General features: G+C 62.1%; 16 protein-coding genes. 8 read left to right on the top strand and 8 right to left on the bottom strand.

What is annotated here, in order from left to right; translation table 11 throughout:
- Positions 1 to 436: 436 nt before the first annotated feature.
- Positions 437 to 832 carry an ester cyclase gene (locus tag BMY98_RS25290; RefSeq protein ID WP_074893346.1) on the top strand — a complete coding sequence of 132 codons (396 nt, stop codon included), beginning with the start codon at positions 437 to 439 and terminating at the stop codon, positions 830 to 832.
- Positions 833 to 894: 62 nt separating this feature from the next.
- On the opposite strand, the gene BMY98_RS25285 is transcribed toward BMY98_RS25290, so the two are convergent.
- From BMY98_RS25285 to BMY98_RS25275, 3 genes are read right to left on the bottom strand one after another with little or no spacing between them, the layout of a single operon-like run.
- Entirely contained in the window at positions 895 to 2,112 is a 1,218-nt protein-coding gene (locus tag BMY98_RS25285; protein WP_074893343.1) for a cytochrome c, read from the bottom strand.
- Between the two features lie 10 nt (positions 2,113 to 2,122).
- The gene (locus tag BMY98_RS25280) at positions 2,123 to 4,315 is read right to left on the bottom strand and encodes a xanthine dehydrogenase family protein molybdopterin-binding subunit (protein ID WP_074893341.1); all 2,193 of its coding nucleotides are present in this window, start codon (positions 4,313 to 4,315) and stop codon (positions 2,123 to 2,125) included.
- A gap of 11 nt (positions 4,316 to 4,326) precedes the next feature.
- Positions 4,327 to 4,779, bottom strand: a complete 453-nt coding sequence (locus BMY98_RS25275; RefSeq protein WP_074893339.1) for a (2Fe-2S)-binding protein — start codon at positions 4,777 to 4,779, stop codon at positions 4,327 to 4,329.
- A 517-nt stretch (positions 4,780 to 5,296) separates the two neighbouring features.
- Here BMY98_RS25275 and BMY98_RS25270 point away from each other — a divergent pair.
- A complete protein-coding gene (locus BMY98_RS25270; protein WP_074893338.1) occupies positions 5,297 to 5,569 on the top strand; it encodes a DUF2790 domain-containing protein in 273 nt (90 codons plus the stop codon).
- Positions 5,570 to 5,702: 133 nt separating this feature from the next.
- Here the strand turns inward: BMY98_RS25270 and BMY98_RS25265 are convergent, their stop codons facing one another.
- Positions 5,703 to 6,626, bottom strand: a complete 924-nt coding sequence (locus tag BMY98_RS25265) for a LysR family transcriptional regulator (protein WP_074893337.1) — start codon at positions 6,624 to 6,626, stop codon at positions 5,703 to 5,705.
- 100 nt (positions 6,627 to 6,726) lie between these two features.
- Between BMY98_RS25265 and BMY98_RS25260 the strand changes: the two genes are divergently transcribed.
- Entirely contained in the window at positions 6,727 to 7,593 is an 867-nt protein-coding gene (locus tag BMY98_RS25260) for an aldo/keto reductase family oxidoreductase (protein WP_074893336.1), read from the top strand.
- A gap of 412 nt (positions 7,594 to 8,005) precedes the next feature.
- On the opposite strand, the gene yghU is transcribed toward BMY98_RS25260, so the two are convergent.
- Positions 8,006 to 8,845: a glutathione-dependent disulfide-bond oxidoreductase gene (gene yghU, locus BMY98_RS25255; protein WP_074893330.1), complete on the bottom strand. Its 840-nt coding sequence runs from the start codon at positions 8,843 to 8,845 to the stop codon at positions 8,006 to 8,008.
- A gap of 72 nt (positions 8,846 to 8,917) precedes the next feature.
- Positions 8,918 to 10,630 (bottom strand): amidase, encoded by a 1,713-nt coding sequence (locus BMY98_RS25250; protein ID WP_074893329.1) that lies wholly within the window; start codon positions 10,628 to 10,630, stop codon positions 8,918 to 8,920.
- 550 nt (positions 10,631 to 11,180) lie between these two features.
- Between BMY98_RS25250 and BMY98_RS25245 the strand changes: the two genes are divergently transcribed.
- On the top strand, positions 11,181 to 12,068 hold the full coding sequence (locus tag BMY98_RS25245) for a DMT family transporter (RefSeq protein ID WP_074893327.1): 888 nt from the start codon (positions 11,181 to 11,183) through the stop codon (positions 12,066 to 12,068).
- Positions 12,069 to 12,085: 17 nt separating this feature from the next.
- Here the strand turns inward: BMY98_RS25245 and BMY98_RS25240 are convergent, their stop codons facing one another.
- Complete coding sequence (locus BMY98_RS25240) at positions 12,086 to 12,520, bottom strand: GNAT family N-acetyltransferase (protein WP_074893326.1); 435 nt, start codon at positions 12,518 to 12,520, stop codon at positions 12,086 to 12,088.
- Between the two features lie 1,359 nt (positions 12,521 to 13,879).
- Here BMY98_RS25240 and BMY98_RS25230 point away from each other — a divergent pair.
- The 3 genes from BMY98_RS25230 to BMY98_RS25220 are packed head-to-tail and all read left to right on the top strand — an operon-like array spanning position 13,880 to position 16,905.
- Positions 13,880 to 14,611: a GntR family transcriptional regulator gene (locus BMY98_RS25230; RefSeq protein ID WP_074893321.1), complete on the top strand. Its 732-nt coding sequence runs from the start codon at positions 13,880 to 13,882 to the stop codon at positions 14,609 to 14,611.
- Positions 14,574 to 15,995 carry an MFS transporter gene (locus BMY98_RS25225; RefSeq protein WP_281248219.1) on the top strand — a complete coding sequence of 474 codons (1,422 nt, stop codon included), beginning with the start codon at positions 14,574 to 14,576 and terminating at the stop codon, positions 15,993 to 15,995. Before BMY98_RS25230 ends, BMY98_RS25225 begins: the two co-directional genes overlap by 38 nt.
- 55 nt (positions 15,996 to 16,050) lie before the next feature.
- Positions 16,051 to 16,905, top strand: a complete 855-nt coding sequence (locus BMY98_RS25220; protein WP_074893318.1) for an amidohydrolase family protein — start codon at positions 16,051 to 16,053, stop codon at positions 16,903 to 16,905.
- A 41-nt stretch (positions 16,906 to 16,946) separates the two neighbouring features.
- Here BMY98_RS25220 and BMY98_RS25215 read toward each other — a convergent pair whose 3' ends face one another.
- Positions 16,947 to 17,408 carry an Hsp20 family protein gene (locus BMY98_RS25215; protein ID WP_074893317.1) on the bottom strand — a complete coding sequence of 154 codons (462 nt, stop codon included), beginning with the start codon at positions 17,406 to 17,408 and terminating at the stop codon, positions 16,947 to 16,949.
- A gap of 266 nt (positions 17,409 to 17,674) precedes the next feature.
- On the opposite strand from BMY98_RS25215, the gene katG reads away from it, so the two are divergent.
- The gene (katG, locus tag BMY98_RS25210; RefSeq protein ID WP_074893314.1) at positions 17,675 to 19,945 is read left to right on the top strand and encodes a catalase/peroxidase HPI; all 2,271 of its coding nucleotides are present in this window, start codon (positions 17,675 to 17,677) and stop codon (positions 19,943 to 19,945) included.
- Positions 19,946 to 20,371: the final 426 nt, after the last annotated feature.

Here is a 20,371-nt window from a genome sequence, read left to right as displayed (position 1 = left end):
AAAAAGTGATGCTGATCACGCTGGCCTTTTCCCGGCTAAAGCCAGTCCTACTAAAAGCATCGCGTGCATCCAGTGGCACTGAGGGTGTCCCGATGAAACTGACACACCGCCGTCATCCAGTGGGACCGGCTTCAGCCGGGAAGGCGTCCGCGGTCACACTGCAAATTTGATGGTGTTCATACTGACCTCTTCCCGGCTAAAGCCGGTCCCACTAAAAGCATCGCGTGCATCCAGCGGAATCGGTGTGGGTCCCGATGAAACTGACACACCGCAGTCATTAGTGGGACCGGCTTCAGCCGGGAAGGCGTCAGTCGTCACCCTGAAAAAGTGATGCTGATCACGCTGGCCTCTTCCCGGCTAAAGCCAGTCCTACTAAAAGCATCGCGGGCATCCAGTGGTACTAACATTCATGTCACCACCCATCCCGGGAGAAACGATGAACAACCAGGCACTCAAAGACGCCTACACCGGCTACATCGCCCGCCTGAATCGCCAGGACTGGGCAACCTTGGGAGACTTCGTCGGCGAGGACGTGCGTTACAACGGCGAGCGCGTCGGCCTGGCGGGCTACCGACAAATGCTGGAGCGGGATTTTCGCGCCATCCCTGACCTGCGTTTCGTCATCGATCTGCTGATCGCAGAACCACCGCACATCGCCGCGCGGCTGACGTTCGATTGCACGCCGGTGGGCGAGTTGTTCGATATCCCGGTGAACGGGAGGAGGGTGAGGTTTACCGAGAACGTGTTCTACACGTTTGAGGCGGGACGTATCGTCAATGTCGAGTCAGTGATCGACAAGGCGGCAGTGGCGGCGCAAGTGCCGAAGCCCTGAACCGCCGAACGGCCTGGCAGCGCGGCTGACTCGGAGGAAGAGTCAGCAGCGCCACCGGTGCATCAATGCAACGCGCTGGCGCGGTTTTTCGCAACGTCTTCGGCTTTGACCTCGCCGTTGCTCTGACCGAACCGACGCAGCACGAAGGTGCTCACCGCAGCCAGTTCAGCGTCGCTGTAACTGCGGGCGAAGTCAGGCATGCGCTGGTCGACCCGTGCTGCGGTTGGCGTGTGACCTTCCAGCAGTGTCGCCATCACGTTTCGGCCTTTGGGGTCGTTGACGGTTTTCAAACCGGCCAACCCGCCTGCCGGTGATTGCCGGCCACTGCCGTCGATCTGGTGACAGGCCACGCAGGTGTCGTTGAAGAGCTTCTGACCGAGACCCTTTTGCAGCGCCGCGTCATTCACTGCCATGGTCGGGCGAGGAATGCCTTCGCTTCTGGCCGGCGTGCTCTTGAGGTACACCGCGATGGCTTTCAGGTCAGCCGGGTCGAGATAGCGCAGGCTGTGCTCGACAGCGTCACCCATGGGACCGCCCGCGCCGCCGAAACCGGCGGCGTAGCCCTTCGACAGGTAGCTGACGATGGCGTCTTCCGGCCAGGCGCCGATGCCGTATTTCGCGTCGGAGCTGATGTTGTAGGCCATCCAGTTGCCCAGTTCTGCGCCCGCCAGCGAGTTACCGGTGCTCATCGCCTGGAAGATATTGCGTGGCGTGTGGCACTCGCCGCAGTGGCCCGGGCCCTGCACCAGGTACGCGCCGCGATTCCATTCAGCCGATTGCTTGCTGTCCGGGACGAAGCGTTCGTTGGACGCGAAGATCGCGTTCCAGAACATCATTCCCCAGCGCTGATTGAACGGGAACGAAATCTTGTTCTCGGGCGGCATCTGCTTCACCGGCTCAAGGCTGAACAGGTAACCCTTGATCGCCAGAATGTCTTCCCGGGACATCAGCGTGTACGAGGTGTAAGGGAAGGCCGGGTAGTAATGCTTGCCGTCCTTGCCCACGCCCTTCTGCAGAGCGTCGACGAACTCGTCATCGGTCCAGTTGCCGATACCGGTCTCTTTGTCCGGGGTGATGTTGGGCGAATACAGGCTGCCGAACGGTAACTTGAATTCCAGCCCGCCGGCGTACGGCTTGCCGCCCGGCACGACGTGGCAGGCCACGCAATCAGCGGCACGGGTCAGGTATTCGCCCTTGCTCATGGCCGGGGTGTCGCTCGCGTAAACGGTGCTGGCCAGCAAACCGGCCACAAGTCCGAGCGCAGTGTTGAAAACGTTCATGACGCGCTCCTTAAACAGTGAAATAGCCAAAGCGGCTCAACGGCAAACGACGCTCACGCACACCGGTTGCGGCGTATACCGCGTTGACCAGCGCGGCCGCAGCGGGCACGGCACCGGTCTCACCGACACCGCCAGGGGGCTCGACGCTCTCGACGATGTGCACCTCCACCGGTGGCGCATCGCTCATGCGGATCTGCCGATACTCGTGGAAGTTGGTCTGTTGCACTTGACCCTTCTCGACGAGGATTTCGTTGAACAGCGCAGCCGACAGACCGAACAGCGTGCCGCCTTCCATCTGCGACGCCACGGAGGTCGGGTTGGTAGCGAAACCGCAATCGATGACCGTCACCAGCCGTTTGATGCGCAGGCCTTTCTCGCCTTCCTTCTCCAGCTCGACGATGGTCGCGACGAAGCTGCCGAACACCGCCGTCACGGCCACGCCACGGCCTGAACCGGCTGGCAGCGGCTTGTCCCACTCCACCAGTTGCGCGGCCTTGGTCAGCACCGATTGGGCGCGGGGTTGCGACTGCATCAGCGCCAGACGGTATTTCACCGGATCGACCTTGGCGTTGTGCGCCAGCTCGTCGATGAAACACTCGATGGCATAGGTGCTGCGCAGCGGCCCGACGCCACGCCACCACGAGACCGGAATCACTTCCGGGTCGTGACGGATGTAGCGCACCTCTAAGTTGGGCAGGGTGTAGATCGGGTCCTTCGCCACTTCGACGGCATCGCCATCGACGCCGTCAGCCGGCAATGCGCCGATGTAGGCGGCGACCACCGAAGCACCGGCGATGCGATGCTCCCAGCCCACCGGGCGCAGGTCTTTGTCCAGCGCCGCATTGAGCCGGTCGACGTAGTGCGGACGATAACGGTCGTGGGTCATGTCCTCTTCGCGGCTCCAGATCAGCTTGATCGGGTAGCTCAACTGGCGCGCGATGTCCACGGCCTGGAAGATGTAGTCAGACTCCAGACGACGGCCGAAACCACCGCCGATCAACTGGTTGTGGATCACCACCTTTTCCACCGGCATGCCGCAGACTTTGGCAGCGCCCGCCTGGGCCATCCCCGGCGCCTGGCAGCCCACCCACAACTCGCACGCATCGGCGCGCACGTGGGCGACGCAGGTCATCGGCTCCAGCGGGGAGTGGGACAGGAAGGGTTGTTCGTAGATGGCTTCGAAGCGGCTGGAAGCGTTTTTCAGCGCACCGGCGATGTCACCGGACTGGTGCGCAAACACACCGTCGCCAGCGCTGGCGTCGAGCAGCGATTTGTCCAGCTGGGCTGAGTCCAGACCCGCATGGGGGCCGAGGTCCCAGTCGATGTCCAGCGCCTTGAGCGCTTGCTGGCAGGACCAGAAATTGCTCGCCGTCACTGCGACGGCGTTGTCCAGACGGACGATATCGCGCACGCCGGGGACCTTGCGCGCAGCGTCTTCGTTCTTCACGCCGCGAAGCTTACCGCCGTGTACCGGGCAGGTGAGGGTGGAAGCAATCAGCATCCCCGGCACTTGCAGGTCGATGGTGAATTTCGCCGTGCCGTTGACTTTGTTCGGGGTGTCCAGTCGCTGGACCGGTTTGCCCAGCAGCTTGAATTCGCTGACGGCCTTGAGCGGGATGTCGGTCGGCAGCGGTAACTTCGCCGCGGCATCGACCAGCTCGCCGTAACCGGCACTTTGACCGTTCGGGCCGATGACCCGGCCGTTCTCGGCGTGGCACTGGCTCGGCGCGACTTTCCAGCGCATGGCTGCGGCCTGGATCAGCACGATGCGCGCGCCGGCGCCGGCCTTGCGCAGGGGCTCCCAGCTGTAGCGGGTGGAGGTCGAGCCGCCGGTGGCCTGAAAGCTCAGCAGCGCGTCGGTGTACAGCGCTGCATTGGGTGGAGCCTCGGTGATGGTGATCTGGCTCAACGGCACTTCGAGCTCTTCTGCGACCATCATGGCAATGCCGGTCTGCACGCCCTGGCCCATTTCGATCTTCGGCGAAATCAGCGTGACGGCGCCGCTGTGATCAATGCGCACGAACGCGCCATAGCCTTGCTCGGCGTTGTCGCCCAAGCTCGCGCCCTTGACCAGGTCGGCGGCGAAGCTACGGGTGACTGACGCCGGCAGGTAGGTGCCGATGACCAGTCCGCCCAGCAGCGCGCTGCCTTTGAGCAGCCCGCGACGCGAGAGCATCGCGGCAGATGATTGTGATTCGGACATGATGACTTCCTTCAGGCCTGGCTGACGCTTTTGATGGCGGCGCGAATGCGGGTGTAAGTGGCGCAGCGGCAGAGGTTGCCCGACATGGCGTTGACGATCTGCTCGTCGTTGGCTTTGGGGTGTTCCTGCAACAGCGCGACGGCGGACATGATCTGCCCCGACTGGCAGTAGCCGCATTGCACGACTTCGTGGTCCAGCCAGGCTTTCTGCACCGCCTGACCCACGGCCTGCTCGCCGACGGCTTCGATGGTCGTGACCTTGCGGCCCGCCACGGCGCTGACCGGCAGTACGCATGAACGCACGGCCTGGCCGTCCAGGTGCACGGTGCACACGCCGCACTGGGCAATGCCGCAGCCGTACTTGGTGCCGGTCAGGCCCATCACGTCGCGCAGGACCCACAACAATGGCATGTCGTCGGCGACATCCAGGTCGTGCTCCTGGCCGTTAATCATCAATTTCTGCATCACACAACCTCAGACGGTCATCACGGTTGACGCACTGCGTCACGAGCAGGGTCGTGAGGCGGCATCAAGGCTTCGGTTTGTTTGAAAAAATAGCGCCGTGCCAGTGGCCAGCGCTTTATATAGGTCTGCTCGGACAGGTTCGGTCGGGACGAGTCAGCGGGATGAATGGTAGTACGTTCATCGTTGGAAATGTTTGATTGCGGGGAAAATATTTCCCAGGCGCTGTTAAATGACCCGCGACAACATGACGCGCTCCGGGAAAGTGCAGCGCCCGGATCTGCCGCACTGTAATGGGTATTGGCAAAGCGTTCATCAGTGGCACATAAAGTTGTGGGGTAACGGCATATGCAAAGGACTATTACGGGATTTGATCTAATGAATACGCGCATCGATGACAGTGATGGGTGGTATCGATTGTAAGTATTTATTATCTGCGCCGATCACGAACAGAATGGCCCCAGAAGCAAACGACAAGCGCTTTGCTTAATCACTACTCATGAACTTCTGGAGATTGACCATGAAAGTATTAACCTTCGCTGCCCTGTCCCTTGTCAGTGTATTCGCCGCTGCCGGCGAACGCCCGGCCACCCAACAGCAGCCCCTGACTCAGGTTGAACAATACAACCGTCACAAAGGCATCGACGTCGCTAAAGTGATCAGCATCAAAAATGCCCAGGACCCACAAAAAGTTGATGGTCCGGTGCAATCCACCATGGTTTATGTTGACCACGCTGGCGTGACTCACAGCCTTGATTACACCATCATGGGTTACGGTCGCCAAAATGGTTGATCGCCAGTGCCCTGGCGGCTTCAATCACAAACGCTATAAAAGAAACGCTGCATTGAATGCAGCGTTTTTTTTTGCGTGATTATCTAGCGGGAATATCACTTTCATTGAGCCTGGACGTACGCCGGCAGCTTATTTATTTAAGGGCGTGATTACCCTTTGCATGCTGCCCCTGGATGAAGTCCAGAAATGCTCTCAGCGGTGATGGCACGTAGCGCCGCCCCGGGTAATACAGAAAGGGCCCGCTGAAACTTGGCCACCAGGGTTCGAGCACCGGCTCAAGCAAGCCACTGTCGAGATGGGGGCGCAACCAGTCTTCGAACAATGAAACGATGCCCAGGCCGTCGATGGCGGTTTGCACGGCGAGGTCGACCGCGCCGCCAATTCGCACGGTCAATGGGCCGGTCGGGTCGACACGAACCACTTCGCCGTCGCGCTCGTATTCCCAAAGCGGCACGGAGCCGCTGGGGAATTTGCCCCGCAGGCAACTGTGGTTGAGCAGGTCCCGTGGATGCTCGGGCCGGCCCCGGGCGTCGAGGTACGCGGGCGATGCAGCGGTGGCGAAGCGCTGAACGCGCGGGCCGATGGGCACGGCGATCATGTCCTGTTCCAGGCGGTCGTCGTAGCGGATGCCCGCGTCGCAGCCGGCGGCGAGCATGTCGACGAAGCTTTCCTCTGTGACCACTTCCATGCGGATGTCCGGGTGCGCTTGCAGGAACGGCGTGATGATCCCTGGCAATATCAAGCGGGCTGCGCTGACCGGTACGTTGAGCCTGAGCGTGCCGGAAGGGCGGTCGCGGAAATCATTGACCACGTCCAGTGCCGATTCGACTTCGCCGAGGGCCGGGACAATCCGTTCCATCAGACGCGCGCCGGCTTCCGTCGGCACGACGCTGCGGGTGGTGCGATTGAGCAAGCGAACGCCCAGGCGCGATTCCATGCGTCGAACGGCGTCGCTGAGGCTCGACGCCGACTTGCCACTCAGCCGTGCCCCCTCACGAAAGCCGCCTGCATTGACGACGGCCACGAAGGCCAGCAAATCCTGAATGTCTGTCGCCATTGTCCGCTCGCTCGTACAACCCGTGCCGATTGCACCTGATTATCAGCGCATCGGTCAACGCCTATAGTCGCTGCACACACTTGATCACGAGGCGTCACCCATGAGCCAGGCCAGCAAAGCAGGACACTTTTCATTCGGCGGTCGCACCGTCAACCGCATGGGCTACGGCGCCATGCAACTCGCCGGACCGGGTGTTTACGGACCGCCGAAAGACCACGTTGCCGCCATCGCGGTGCTGCGTGAAGCGCTGGCGGCCGGCGTCAACCATATCGACACTGCCGACTTCTACGGCCCCCATGTGACGAACCGGCTGATCCGCGAGGCCCTGCACCCTTATGCCGACGAGCTGTTGATTGTCACCAAGGTGGGCGCGTCGCGAGGCACCGACGCTTCATGGAATGCCGCCAACAGCCCGGCGGAGTTGGTGAGCGCTGTGCATGACAATCTGCGCAATCTCGGCGTCGAAGCGCTGCACGTGGTGAACTTCAGGGCGTGGGGCACCGGGCATTCACCGGACGAAGCGTCGATTGCCGAGCAGTTCAGTGCGCTGGCCGAATTGCAGCGTCAGGGGCTGATTCAGCATCTTGGCCTGAGCAATGTCAGCGCGAAGCAGGTCGCCGAGGCGCAGAGCATTGCCGAGGTGGTCTGCGTGCAGAACCACTACAACCTGGCACACCGCGCTGATGAGCAACTTATCGCCGAGCTTGGCAAACAGGGCATCGCCTACGTGCCGTTCTTCCCGCTGGGTGGCTTCACGCCCTTGCAGTCGCAGACGCTGTCGGATGTCGCCACGCGCCTCGACACCTCGCCGATGTGCGTGGCCCTGGCGTGGCTGCTGCAGCGTGCGCCCAACCTGCTGTTGATCCCGGGCACCTCCTCGGTGGCGCATCTGCACGAGAACCTCACGGCCGCCGAGCTGGTGATTCCAAAAGAGATGCTCGCCGAACTCGACGGGCAGGGCGCCTGACGCCTTCCCGGCTGAAGCCGGTCCCACTGGAGGAATGCGTGCTGTCAGTGGGACCGGCTTTAGCCGGGAAGAGGCCGGTGTGAACACCCTCAATTTTCCGGTATGACGACCGATGCTTTCCCGGCTGAAGCCGGTCCCACTGGAGGAATGCGTGCTGTCAGTGGGACCGGCTTTAGCTGGGAAGAGGCCGGTGTGAACACCCTCAGTTTTGCGGTGTGACGACCGATGCTTTCCCGGCTGAAGCCGGTCCCACTGGAGGAATGCGTGCTGCCAGTGGGACCGGCTTTAGCCGGGAAGAGGCCGGTGTGAACGCCCTCAGATTTTCAGTGTGGCCACTGACGCCTTCCCGGCTGAAGCCGGTCCCACAGGGATCGACGGTGTGTCAGAGCCTCACTCACCGCCTGGAGTTGCTTCAATCGAGGTCCGACGCATCATGTCGTTCCGGTACCTGGGTGGCTTCATCGCCCCAGGTCCTGTTGACCCGCATTCCACGAATCACTGCCGGGCGTTGCGCAATGCTTTCGGCCCAGCGTTGCACGTGGGTGTATTCGTGGGCGGCGAGGAATTCGGCGGCGCCGTATACGGTGTTGCGCACCACTTGTCCGTACCACGACCACACGGCGATGTCGGCGATGGTGTAGCTGTCGCCGGCCAGATAAGGGCTTTCGCTGAGGCGCCGATTCAGCACGTCCAGCTGACGCTTGGCTTCCATGGTGAAGCGGTCGATCGCGTATTCGAACTTCTCCGGCGCGTACACATAAAAGTGCCCGAAGCCCCCACCCAGATAGGGCGCAGCGCCCATCTGCCAGAACAGCCAGTTCAGGGTTTCGGTGCGGCCGGCCAGCTCCTTGGGCAGCAACTCGCCAAACTTCTCCGCCAGATACAGCAGGATCGAGCCGGACTCGAACACGCGAATGTTGGGTTCAACGCTGCGATCCAGCAGCGCGGGGATTTTCGAATTGGGGTTGATGTCAACGAAGCCGCTGCCGAACTGATCCCCTTCATTGATACGGATCAGCCAGGCGTCGTATTCGGCGCCGCTGTGGCCGAGGGCGAGCAGCTCCTCAAGCAGAATCGTCACCTTGACGCCGTTGGGCGTGGCCAGTGAATACAGCTGCAGAGGGTGCTTGCCGACTGGCAGGACTTTCTCATGGGTCGGCCCGGCGGTGGGGCGGTTGATGCTGGCGAACTGGCCGCCGGAGGGCGCTTTGTGTTTCCACACGGTAGGCGGGACGTAAGGTGCCTTGCTCATTGAACACTTCTCCTGAGGGTCAGTTTTAGCGGGAAGAATCGAGGCGCGCTGGCCCCGACCCTTTAACGATGTTTATCGAGCAGAAGACAGCGGTGGCGTGCGCGGCGGGATCTGGCGCTTGCTGCCGATGGATTCGAACGCCGACGCGAAGCGCAGCAGGGCGGAATCGTCGTAAGCCCGGCCGGCGAAGGTCAGGCCCACGGGCATGCCAATGTCGGCCATGACGCCCATCGGCACGGTCACGGTGGGCACGCCCAGGTGACGGATCGCGAGGTTGCCGTTGGCGACCCACACGCCATTGCTCCAGGCTATATCCGCCGAGGCCGGGTTGACGTCGGCATCAGCCGGGGCCACGTCGGCCACGGTCGGGAACAGCACCGCATCCAGCCCGAGCTTCTGCATCCAGTCTTCGAGGTCAATGCGGCGCGTATGTTCCAGCCCGCGCAAGCCGTCCGCCAGGGTGTCGATCCGGTCCCACGGCGTGATGCCGCGCTGGGCCATCTTCACGTACTCGTCCATGCCCGCGGCGAGATCGCCCTCGCGGTTGGGCAGGGTGCCGGGGTCGTGGGGGAATATCAGCGGGCCGTTGACGTCGGCCAGGCGGTTCAGTTTCGGGTCGCCGTTGGCTTGTAGAAAGTCATCGAAGGCCCAGGCGGTGAGGTCCCACAATTCGTGGTGCAGAAACTCCTTGGAGACAACGCCGCGGTTGTACACCGTCGGCGCGCCGGGACGATCGCCTTCGCAATTGGAGACCAGCGGGAAATCCACTTCGATGACCTCGGCGCCCTGGGCTTCGAGTGCCTGGCGCGCCTGTTCCCAGAGGTCGATCACCGAGGCACGGGTGACGATGCGCTGGCCGGTAGGGCCGCCAATGCCCGGGGCTTCGGAGGTACCGGCTTCGGGATCGGCATTGATGTACATGCGCGGCACGCCAAAGCGTTTGCCCGCCAGGGTTTGCGGGCTGGCGGCAAGCTCGGCATAGGACGCCGGGCGCACGGTGTCGACCGAGGGAATCGGCACCCACGGCTGCAAGCGCCACAGGTCGCCGCGGGTGTCGGGGTCTTCGGCGACCACCACGTCCAGCACTTCGAGCAGGTCGGCCATGGTCCGGGCGAAGGGCACGACCACGTCCATGGTCGGCGTCAGCGGCCAGTTGCCGCGCACCGAAATCACCCCGCGCGACGGCGTGTAGGCGCACAGGCCGTTGTTTGACGCAGGGCCACGGCCGCTCGACCAGGTTTCTTCGGCGAGGCCGAACGCCGCGAAGCTCGCGGCCGTTGCAGTGCCGGCGCCGTTGGACGATCCGGACGCAAAGGGTGCCGTCAGGAAATCCCCGTTGTAAGGGCTTTCGGCGCGGCCATACACGCCACGTTGCATGCCGCCATTGGCCATCGGCGGCATGTTGGTTTTGCCCAGACAGATCGCGCCGGCGCCACGCAGCCGCTCGATGGTGAACGCGTCGCGGTGGGCGACCAGTTCGGCAAACGCCGGGCTGCCCGACGCGGCCGTGAGCCCCTTGACCAGATAACTGTCTTTGGCGGTGTAGGGAATGCCGTCGAGGGGGCCGAGGGTTTCGCCTCGCGCTCGGCGCTCATCGGAAGCCTGGGCTTCCTCAAGTGCTTTGGGATTGCGCACGACCACGGCATTGAGCGCGGTAGCGGTGTTGGTGCCGTCATAGGCATCGATTCTGGCGAGGTAGGCCTGGACCAGTTCGACGGCGGTGGTCTGGCCGGCTTCCAGGGCGGCGCGCAGATGCTTGATCGAGACTTCGGTGACTTCGATCATGACTGTAACGACCATGAGCCGGGGAGTGGAGGGCAAGGTGTCAGAATAAACGTTGGCATATCGCTTCCCGTTGCGCGGCAGGGCCGGGCTGGTTTGAAGCCGACTAAGGCGTGGGTGTGCAACGCGGCTCAGGTCGGCAGGCGTATTCGTGTGACGCACATTATGCCTTCGCCCTGTCTTTGTCGCGAGGCTTGCGCAGGGGCTCACTGTCCACACCGTTCAGGAAGTTGGCGATCGCCGGACAATTGCTATGGCGAAAGGCTTACACGACGTCAGGCAATGTCGCCCTGTACAGAGACCCTCGACGAGCGCAATCTTAAACCCATCAACGGAGGCGCTGGATGTGCTTCTCAGGTCATGGATGATCCACCATTTGCCGGGACGGCTGCTGACAGGATGTTGGAATGGTGTTGATAGAAAAGAACCCGCTCAGGCGGGTTTTTTATTGCCCTGGATAAAGTGGGCGGCGCTCTTAAGGCAAATTGCGCGGGGCGCCTGGGCCGACTTCTGTGGTTAACTCCTGCGCATCATTTTCGTGGCAGGCCTTGCAATGACTCCCCATCACGGCGCGCACCGGCAAGTCATCGGCATGTGGTTGATGGCGGGCGTGGCGCTGATGTTTGCCAGTCACGACGCGATTTCCAAGACGCTGATTTATTCCCTGCCGGTGATCTTCGTCGCGTGGGCGCGCTACCTCGTTCACTCGACGCTGGTGACCACCGTGCTTCTGCGCAACGGCGGCGCAAAAGTCTTCCACACCCGACGGCCCTGGCTGCACCTGCTGCGGGCGGTGGTCCTGCTCGCCGACAGCCTGTCTTTCCTGTTTGGCCTGACCCACGTGCCGATTGCCGAATCCACGGCGGTGGTCTTCCTGGCGCCTGCATTCGTCACGATCCTGTCGCCGCTGATCTTCGGCATCAAGGCGGATCGCTGGCAGTGGGGCTCGGTGGTGCTTGGCTTCATCGGCGTGCTGGTGATCATCAACCCGGCCAGCGATGCCTTTTCACTGTGGATGCTGTTCCCCTTGGCGACCGCGCTGTTCTTTGCGCTGTATCAACTGCTCACGCAACTGGCAGGGGAGACCGACAGCCCGTCGGTGTGCAGCTTCTACGTCGGCGTTTTTTGCACCCTTATCCTCAGCGCGATTGTGCCGTTCTACTGGGCCGATCCCGATTGGCTCCAGTTGGGCTTGCTGCTCGTGCTCGGCGGTCTGGGTTTGTGCGCGCATTTTCTGATGGCCAAATCCTACCGCTACGCGTCCTCGTCGGTGCTCGCACCGCTGGGCTACCTGCAGATCATCTTCGCGGTGGCTTACGGGATTCTGCTGTTCGGCAACTACCCGGGCAGCGCCTCGATGTTTGGCATCGGGCTTGTCTTCCTCAGCGGCCTGATGGTTTACGCCAGACGCCAACCCGTGGCGCCTGCGAGCCAGCTCTGATCAGGGATTGAGGGGCGTCAGGCGTTCTCATTGCCGGGACGGGTGAAGGAAAAGCGGTGGATATCGACCCGCAGCTGCCAGCCCTGATTCGCCCAATAGGTTGCCGCCGCCGGGTTGGTCTTGAGTACGTCGATGTGGCATTTGTGAATGCCTTCCGCCTCCAGTCTGACCAGGCAGCGCTCGACCAGTGCCTGCCCGATTCCCTGCCGCCGATACTCAGGCAGCACCAGCAAATGCTGCAAATACCCGCGCCGACCGTCATGACCCGACATGACACAGCCGCAGATGCGCGAATCTTCCTCTGCGACGAAGCTCAATCCGGGGTTGCGCAACAGATACTGCTCGGTGGACTCCCGGGAATCTGCGTCACGCAAGGAAATGCCCGGTGTGTCGCGCATCAGTTGGGTGATGGCGTCGTAATCGTCCAGGGTCATGGGGCGGATGGTGGGCATGGGGGGCACCTTCTTTAGATCAAGAGCGTCTGCCTAGGGGCAGACTGTTTCGCCTTCGGCGAGTTACTTTTGAAAAGCAGCGAAAGTAACCAAAACTGCCTGCTCCCGGTTTGGCCCCTCCTGCGTCGGGGTTCCTTCACTCCGGTCTCGCTCCGTGGGCTCGCCGCCATCCGCCATCCATGGCGGGGGGCGGCTCTCGCGGCATCCATGCCGCTCGGCCCACTCCGCGAGACCTGCGTTCAGCCTGCACCCAAGTCGCGTTTGGCGGTGTTTGGGCTTTTGCGCATGAAGATCAAAAGCAACGGCAACGGCAACGGCAACGGCAACGGCAACGGCAACGGCTTCCCGGCTAAAGCCGGTCCTACGATGTGCGCGTTGTGTCAGAGATCCTTGATCGTTCCCACGCTCTGCGTGGGAATGCATCCTGTGACGCTCCGCGTCACCTGTCCCAGCCTGAATGCGCGTCGTCTGCGGGACGCGGAGCGTCCGGGCGACGTTACCACGCGGAGCGTGGGAACGATCAGAGTGAAAGTGCGGTCACCCCCGACCGTAGGACCGGCTTTAGCCGGGAAGCTGTTGATCTGCTGTTGACCTGCTTTTGATCTTCATACGCAGAAGGTCCAGACACCGCCAATCGCGACTTGGGTGCAGGCCGAGCGCAGACGACGCGCAGTGGGCCGAGCGGCATGGATGCCGCGAGAGCGCCGTCAGGACATGGATGTCCGTTCGGCGCGGGCCCACGGAGCGTCGTCGGAGTGAGGGAATTCCGACGCAGGAGGAACCTAGCCAGGAGCAAGCACCCTTGGTTACTTGGGGTGCTTTTCCAAGTAACTCGCCGAAGGCGAAACGTCTGCCGTTAGGCAGATGCTCTTGACCTAAACAACTGCCGCGACTCATCTGATCCGTATTTATAACCCTTACCTGAATCTGTACTGAAACAGCGGCAACCCTCAAAATCACTTCACTCCCGGCAGACCGATCAAGCCGACCGGTCGCCATCATCCGGCTCGAATCCCCAGTACTTCATACCTGCGTAGGAGAAACCCATGGCCAAGCTCGCAATCTTCCTGTTCGGCTTTCTCGCCCTGACACTCATGATCGGCGCGCTCGCCACAATCTCCCCGACCTGATCACCCCCGCGCTCCCCGCACCCTGACGGCAGACACAACTCTGCCGTTTCCGCGTTCCCCTGAAAAACGTGAAACCCCAAACCCCAAACCCCAAACCCCAAACCCCAAACCCCCAGTCGCCATTCATCCGCCAACCCCCATCCCCTCCCTTGACGGCCATTTGTAACGGGACAATACTCGGTGCAGATTCATATAGATGACTAAATAACTACAACAGCGAAGCACCTCCATGAACCGACTCTCCAGTGATGTCCGCTTGCCGCTCTACCAACGCCTGCGCGACCAGCTCGCCGAACAGATCGCCAACAACCGCTGGCGGCCGGGTGAGGCCATTCCCACCGAAGCCGCGCTGTCCAGCGAGTACTGCCTGTCCACTGGCACGGTGCGCAAAGCCATCGACATGCTGGTCAACGAAAACATCCTGGAACGCCAACAGGGCCGCGGCACCTTCATTCGCCGGCCACAGTTCCAGTCCTCGCTGTTCCGCTTCTTCCGTTTTCAAAGCGCCTCCGGCGAACGCCAGGTGCCGGAGAGCCGCATCCTCTCCATCGAAGCCGTCACCGCGCCATCGGCCGTTTCCCACGCCCTCGGTCTGCCGCTGGACGCGCAAGTGATTCGCCTGATCCGCCTGCGTTTGCTCGACGCTCAGCCCGTCCTCGCCGAAGAAATCTGGCTGCCCCAAGTGCAATTTCAGACACTGCTGGAAATCGACCTCAGCCGCCAGGGCCCGCTGCTCTATCCCATTTACGAAGAGCAGTGCGGCCAGGTCGTGGCCTACGCCGAAGAGACCCTGACCGCCGAAGCCATCAACGAGACCCACGCGCGGCTGCTGCAGGTGCCGGTCAACAGCCCGGTGGTGGTGATCGAGCGGCTGGCGCGCAACTACGCCGGACAACCGCTGGAATGGCGCCGCTCGCGCGGCCATGCCAGCCACTTCCGCTACAGCGTCGACATCCGCTGAGCCGCGCCGTCGAGCGCCAACAGCTGCACCCGAGCCCGTCACGCAGAACGGGCCCGACAACATCTGCCGCATCACCCTCATAAGGACAAAAACCATGTTCAACTGGTATCGCCAAGTCACTCCTCGGGAGCGCAAGACGTTCTGGGCCTGCTTCGGCGGATGGTCGCTGGACGCCCTCGAAGTTCAGATGTTCGGCCTGGCGATTCCGGCGCTGATCGCCGCGTTTGCCTTGAGCAAGGGCGACGCCGGCCTGATCAGTGGCGTGACGCTGATCACCTCGGCGCTGGGTGGCTGGGTGGGCGGCACGCTGTCGGACCGCTACGGCCGGGTGCGCACGCTGCAGTGGATGATCCTCTGGTTCTCGTTCTTCACCTTTCTGTCGGCGTTCGTCACCGGCTTCAGTTCGCTGCTGATCGTCAAGGCGCTGCAGGGCTTCGGCATCGGCGGCGAGTGGGCGGCAGGCGCCGTGTTGATGGCCGAAACCATCAACCCGACATACCGCGGCAAGGTCATGGGCACCGTACAGAGCGCCTGGGCAGTGGGCTGGGGCCTGGCCGTCGGGGTGTTTACCCTGATCTATTCTTTTGTGCCTCAGGACATGGCCTGGCGAGTGATGTTTCTGGTCGGACTGCTGCCGTCGCTGCTGATCATCTGGGTGCGCCGCAACGTCGAGGAGCCGGACAGCTTCCAGCGCCTGCAAAAAGACAACGCCATCCCCCAGAGCTTTTTCAAGTCATTGGCCGGCATCTTCCGCCCGGAACTGATCCGCGTGACGCTGCTGGGCGGCTTGCTCGGCCTCGGCGCCCACGGCGGTTATCACGCGGTGATGACCTGGCTGCCGACGTTCCTGAAAACCGAACGCAACCTGTCGGTGCTCAACTCTGGGGGCTACCTGGCGGTGATCATCGTCGCGTTCTGGTGCGGCTGCATCGCCAGCGGCTTTCTGATCGACCGCATTGGCCGACGCATGAACATCGTGCTGTTCGCCCTGTGCTGCGTCATCACTGTGCAGTGCTACGTGTTCCTGCCGCTGACCAACACGCAGATGCTGTTCCTCGGTTTCCCGCTGGGCTTCTTTGCCGCCGGCATCCCGGCCAGCCTCGGCGCGCTGTTCAACGAGCTGTACCCGGCTGACGTGCGCGGGGCAGGGGTGGGCTTCTGCTACAACTTCGGCCGCGTGCTGTCCTCCGTGTTCCCGTTTCTGGTGGGCCACATGAGCGAATCGATGTCGCTGGGTTCGGCCATCGGCATCGACGCCGGGATCGCCTATGGCGTTGCTGTGATTGCCGCCTTGTGCCTGCCGGAAACCCGCGGTCGCAGCCTGGAAGCGAGCCCGACTGCCGGCGCCTCCGCAGACCCACGCAGCGAAGCAGCCAGCGCCTGATTTTTGATTCCGCGCGGCGCCCTTTGCGTTGCGCCTCTTTTGACAGATGAGATCCATGTCCGACCTCTTTTCCACCTCTCCCGCGTCGATCCTTGGCATCGACGGTCACGCACACGTCTTCAGCAGAGAGCTGGACCTGACATCGGCACGACGCTATTCACCTGACTACGACGCCACGCTGGCGATGTACCGACATCAACTTCATCAGCACGGCCTGAGCCACGGCGTGCTGGTGCAGCCGAGCTTTCTCGGCACGGATAACCGCTACTTGCTCGACGCCCTTCAGCAGGCGCCGGATCAACTGCGCGGCGTGGTAGTGGTCGAGCGTGACATCAGCCGTGCCGCGATGGAAGAGATGGATCGGCTGGGCGTCGTCGGCGTGCGTCTGAACCTGATGGGCAAGGCGCTGCCGGACTTCTCCGAGCCACAGTGGCGGGTGTTTTTCAGGCACATCGCCGCCCTCGACTGGCACGTTGAAGTACACCGTCAGGTCGCGGACATGCCGGCGCTGCTGGCCGGGCTGATGCCGTTCGGGATGAAGATCGTGATCGATCACTTGGGTCGCCCCGATGCCCGATTGGGCTTCGATCAACCGGGGTTTCGGCAGATGCTGGAGCTGGGCCGCAGCGGGCAACTGTGGATGAAGGTGTCGGGGATTTACCGTCTGGAGGGCAACGCGCAAGAGAATCTCGATTTCGCTCGCGCAGCCCTGCCATTGCTGGTCGATACGTTCGGTCAGCAGCGGCTGGTCTGGGGCAGTGACTGGCCCCATACCCAGCATGAACGCAGTGTCAGCTATGGCTCTGTGGTCGAACAGCTGCAGGCGCTGGGCTGCACCGCGCAATTGATGCGTTCCCTGCTGATCGAGGCGCCCCAGGTGCTGTTTGATTTCGCGCTGACCGCCACCTGATCAAGGCCTGATCCGGTGAATCTATCGGGTGGTCATCTCGCTCAAGGCCGGCTGATGTGGGGCCGGTCGGGATCGTCCCCCGGGCTGTGAATACTGATCCGCCGGGCCTTGGCTCCTTGGGGTTCGACGCGCAGCAGGAAGACGATCAGCAAGCCGTTCTTGAAGGTCGCGCCCTGTACCTCGATGTGATCGGCCAGATGAAAAACCAGACGGAACGGGCCGTGGGCGATGCCCTGATGCAGGTACGTCACGCCGCCGTCGGTGTGCGCCTCACCCCCGCAAACAGTGAGCACGTTTCTTTCCAGGGTCAGGTCAAGGTCAGAGGCGGTGAGTCCTGCCGTGGCGATCACGATCCGGTAATGATCGGTGCCGTATCGTTCGACGTTATGAGGGGGGCCGCTGGCGTTTATCTCGCTGTGCAGGGCAGATTCAAAAAAATCGTTGAAGCGATCAAAGCCCACTGATTGCCGGAACAACGGGGCCAGTGAAGCGGTGGTGGCCATGCCTGAATCTCCTGGAGATTGCCACGGTGATCAAGACGCCGGTCGACGCCGGCTCTGCACTTGATTCTGTATTCAGAGTTAGGCTCAAGCGCCAGAAAATACAAGCACCTCCGTTAAATACTCCGCTAACACAATCACTCTATCGTCGCCCAAACATTTGCCTATTAGACGGCAGGTCAGAGTCGGCTAATCTTGTGCGGGTGCTAGCCTGGGCTGTCTCGTTGATGGCCGAATACGTAAAAAGTAAACAAGAAGGTGATTAGACCATGTCGACAGAATCGAAATGCCCGTTCAACCACGCAGCTGGAGGCGGGACGACAAACCGCGACTGGTGGCCGAACCAGCTGAATCTCAAGATTCTTCATCAGCACTCCTCGTTGTCTGACCCGATGAACGAGGGCTTCGATTACGCCAACGAATTCAAAAGCCTCGATTTTGCCGCCGTCAAGCGCGACCTGCTTGAGGTCATGACACAATCCCAGGACTGGTGGCCTGCCGACTTCGGGCATTACGGTCCACTGTTCGTCCGCATGGCCTGGCACAGCGCCGGGACCTATCGCACCGGTGACGGCCGTGGCGGCGCAGGTGCCGGTCAGCAGCGTTTCGCGCCGCTCAACAGCTGGCCGGACAACGTCAACCTCGACAAGGCGCGCCGCCTGATCTGGCCGGTGAAACAAAAATACGGCAGCAAGATTTCCTGGGCCGACCTGATCGTGCTCACCGGTAACGTGGCGCTGGAATCCATGGGCTTCAAAACCTTTGGTTTCTCTGGTGGACGCGCCGACGTCTGGGAACCGGACGAAGACGTGTACTGGGGCGCCGAAACCACCTGGCTCGGCGGCGAAGACCGCTACGGCGCGCACAAAGACATGCAACAGCCGGGCGAGGGCACACTGGTTGCAGAGCCCGAGCACCACAGCGAAGAGGAGACCCGCACCGCCAACGGCGAGCGCAATCTCGAAAACCCGCTGGCCGCCGTGCAGATGGGCTTGATCTACGTGAACCCTGAAGGCCCGGAAGGCGTGCCTGATCCTGCGGCATCCGCTCGAGACATCCGCGAGACTTTCGGCCGTATGGCCATGAATGACGAAGAAACCGTGGCCCTCATCGCAGGCGGCCACGCCTTCGGCAAGACCCACGGTGCCGGGCCTGCTGACAACGTAGGCGCAGAGCCGGAAGCAGCGGGCCTTGAAGAGCAAGGTCTGGGCTGGCGTAACAGTTTCGGCTCCGGCAAGGCCGGCGACACCATCACCAGTGGCCTGGAAGTGACCTGGACGTCGACCCCGACCCGGTGGAGCAACGAATACCTGGAAAACCTGTTTGGCTTCGAGTGGGAGTTGACCAAGAGTCCTGCAGGCGCTCATCAGTGGAGGCCGAAAAATGGCGCGGGCGCGGGCAAGATTCCCCATGCCCATGATCCGGCCAAGCGCCAGGAACCGCGCATGCTGACGTCCGACCTGGCCCTGCGCGTGGACCCTGCCTACGAGCTGATCTCCCGTCGCTTCCTGGAAAACCCTGACCAGTTGGCGGATGCGTTCGCCCGCGCCTGGTTCAAGTTGACCCACCGTGACATGGGGCCGCTGGCTCGTTACCTCGGTCCGGAAATGCCTGCTGAAGAACTGCTCTGGCAGGACCCGATTCCCGAGGTCAACCACCCGCTGGTGGACGACAACGATGTGACTGCGCTTAAGGCAAAAGTCCTTGCCTCAGGGCTGTCGGTTTCGCAACTGGTCTCCACGGCTTGGGCAGCGGCGTCCACTTTCCGTGGCTCCGACAAGCGCGGCGGTGCCAACGGCGGCCGTCTGCGTCTGGCCCCACAGAAAGACTGGGCGGTCAACCACCCGGCCAATCTGGCTAGCGTGCTGCAAACGCTGGAGCGTGTTCGCAGCGAATTCAACGGTGCCCAGTCTGGCGGCAAGCAGATCTCGCTGGCTGACTTGATCGTCCTCGGCGGCAGCGCGGGGATCGAACAGGCGGCGAAAGATGCCGGTCATCACGTCACAGTGCCGTTCACCCCGGGCCGCGCAGATGCTTCCCAAGAGCAGACCGACGTCGAGTCGTTCGGCTTTCTGGAGCCCATCGCCGATGGTTTCCGTAACTACCTCAAGGGTCGCTACCGCGTCTCGGCGGAGAAGCTGCTGGTCGATAAAGCCCAACTGCTGACCCTGACGGCTCCGCAGATGACCGTCCTGGTCGGCGGGCTGCGCGTGCTGGACATCAATGTCGGGCACAGTCAGCACGGCGTCTTGACCCAGAAGCCAGGTGTTCTCACCAATGACTTCTTCAAGAATCTGTTGGACATGGGCGTGGAGTGGAAGGGCGTGTCGGGCGGCAATGAGCTGTTTGAAGCCCGTGATCGCACTACCGGCAAACTCAAATGGACCGGCACCCGGGTCGACCTGGTGTTCAGCTCGCACGCCCAATTGCGTGCCGTCGCTGAGGTGTACGCCAGTGCGGATGGTCAGCAGAAGTTCGTCGAGGACTTCGTCGCCGCGTGGACCAAAGTGATGGAGCTGGACCGCTTTGATCTTGCATAAGGGGTCTGCTTCATAACCCTCAAGCTGCGATAGACAACGCCTCCGCAATGGAGGCGTTTTTTTTGCCGATTTCGGGGCCTGCCGAGATCCACTGTAGGAGCGCGCTTGCCCGCGAAGACGTCGGCAGACTCAACATCGTACTCGCCTGACACACGGCAATTCGCGGGCAAGCGCGCTCCTACACCCCTGCGGTTCGACACTGATTTTGAGCTCTGCCGAAATCCACTGTAGGAACCGGCTTGCTGGCGAACGCGGCGTGTCAGTCACGTTGAGGGTGGCGGCAAACGCTGGTTCGCCAGCAAGCCGGCTCCTACGGTTCTGAGTGCGCTGAAGATCCTGCTCGCTGCTTAGCACCACTGTAGGAGCGCGCTTGCCCGCGAAGACGTCGGCAGACTCAACATCGTACTCGCCTGACACACGGCAATT

The sequence above is a fragment of the Pseudomonas graminis genome (assembly GCF_900111735.1).
Lineage (GTDB): Bacteria > Pseudomonadota > Gammaproteobacteria > Pseudomonadales > Pseudomonadaceae > Aquipseudomonas > Aquipseudomonas graminis.
This window is presented reverse-complemented; position numbering and strand designations above follow the sequence as displayed.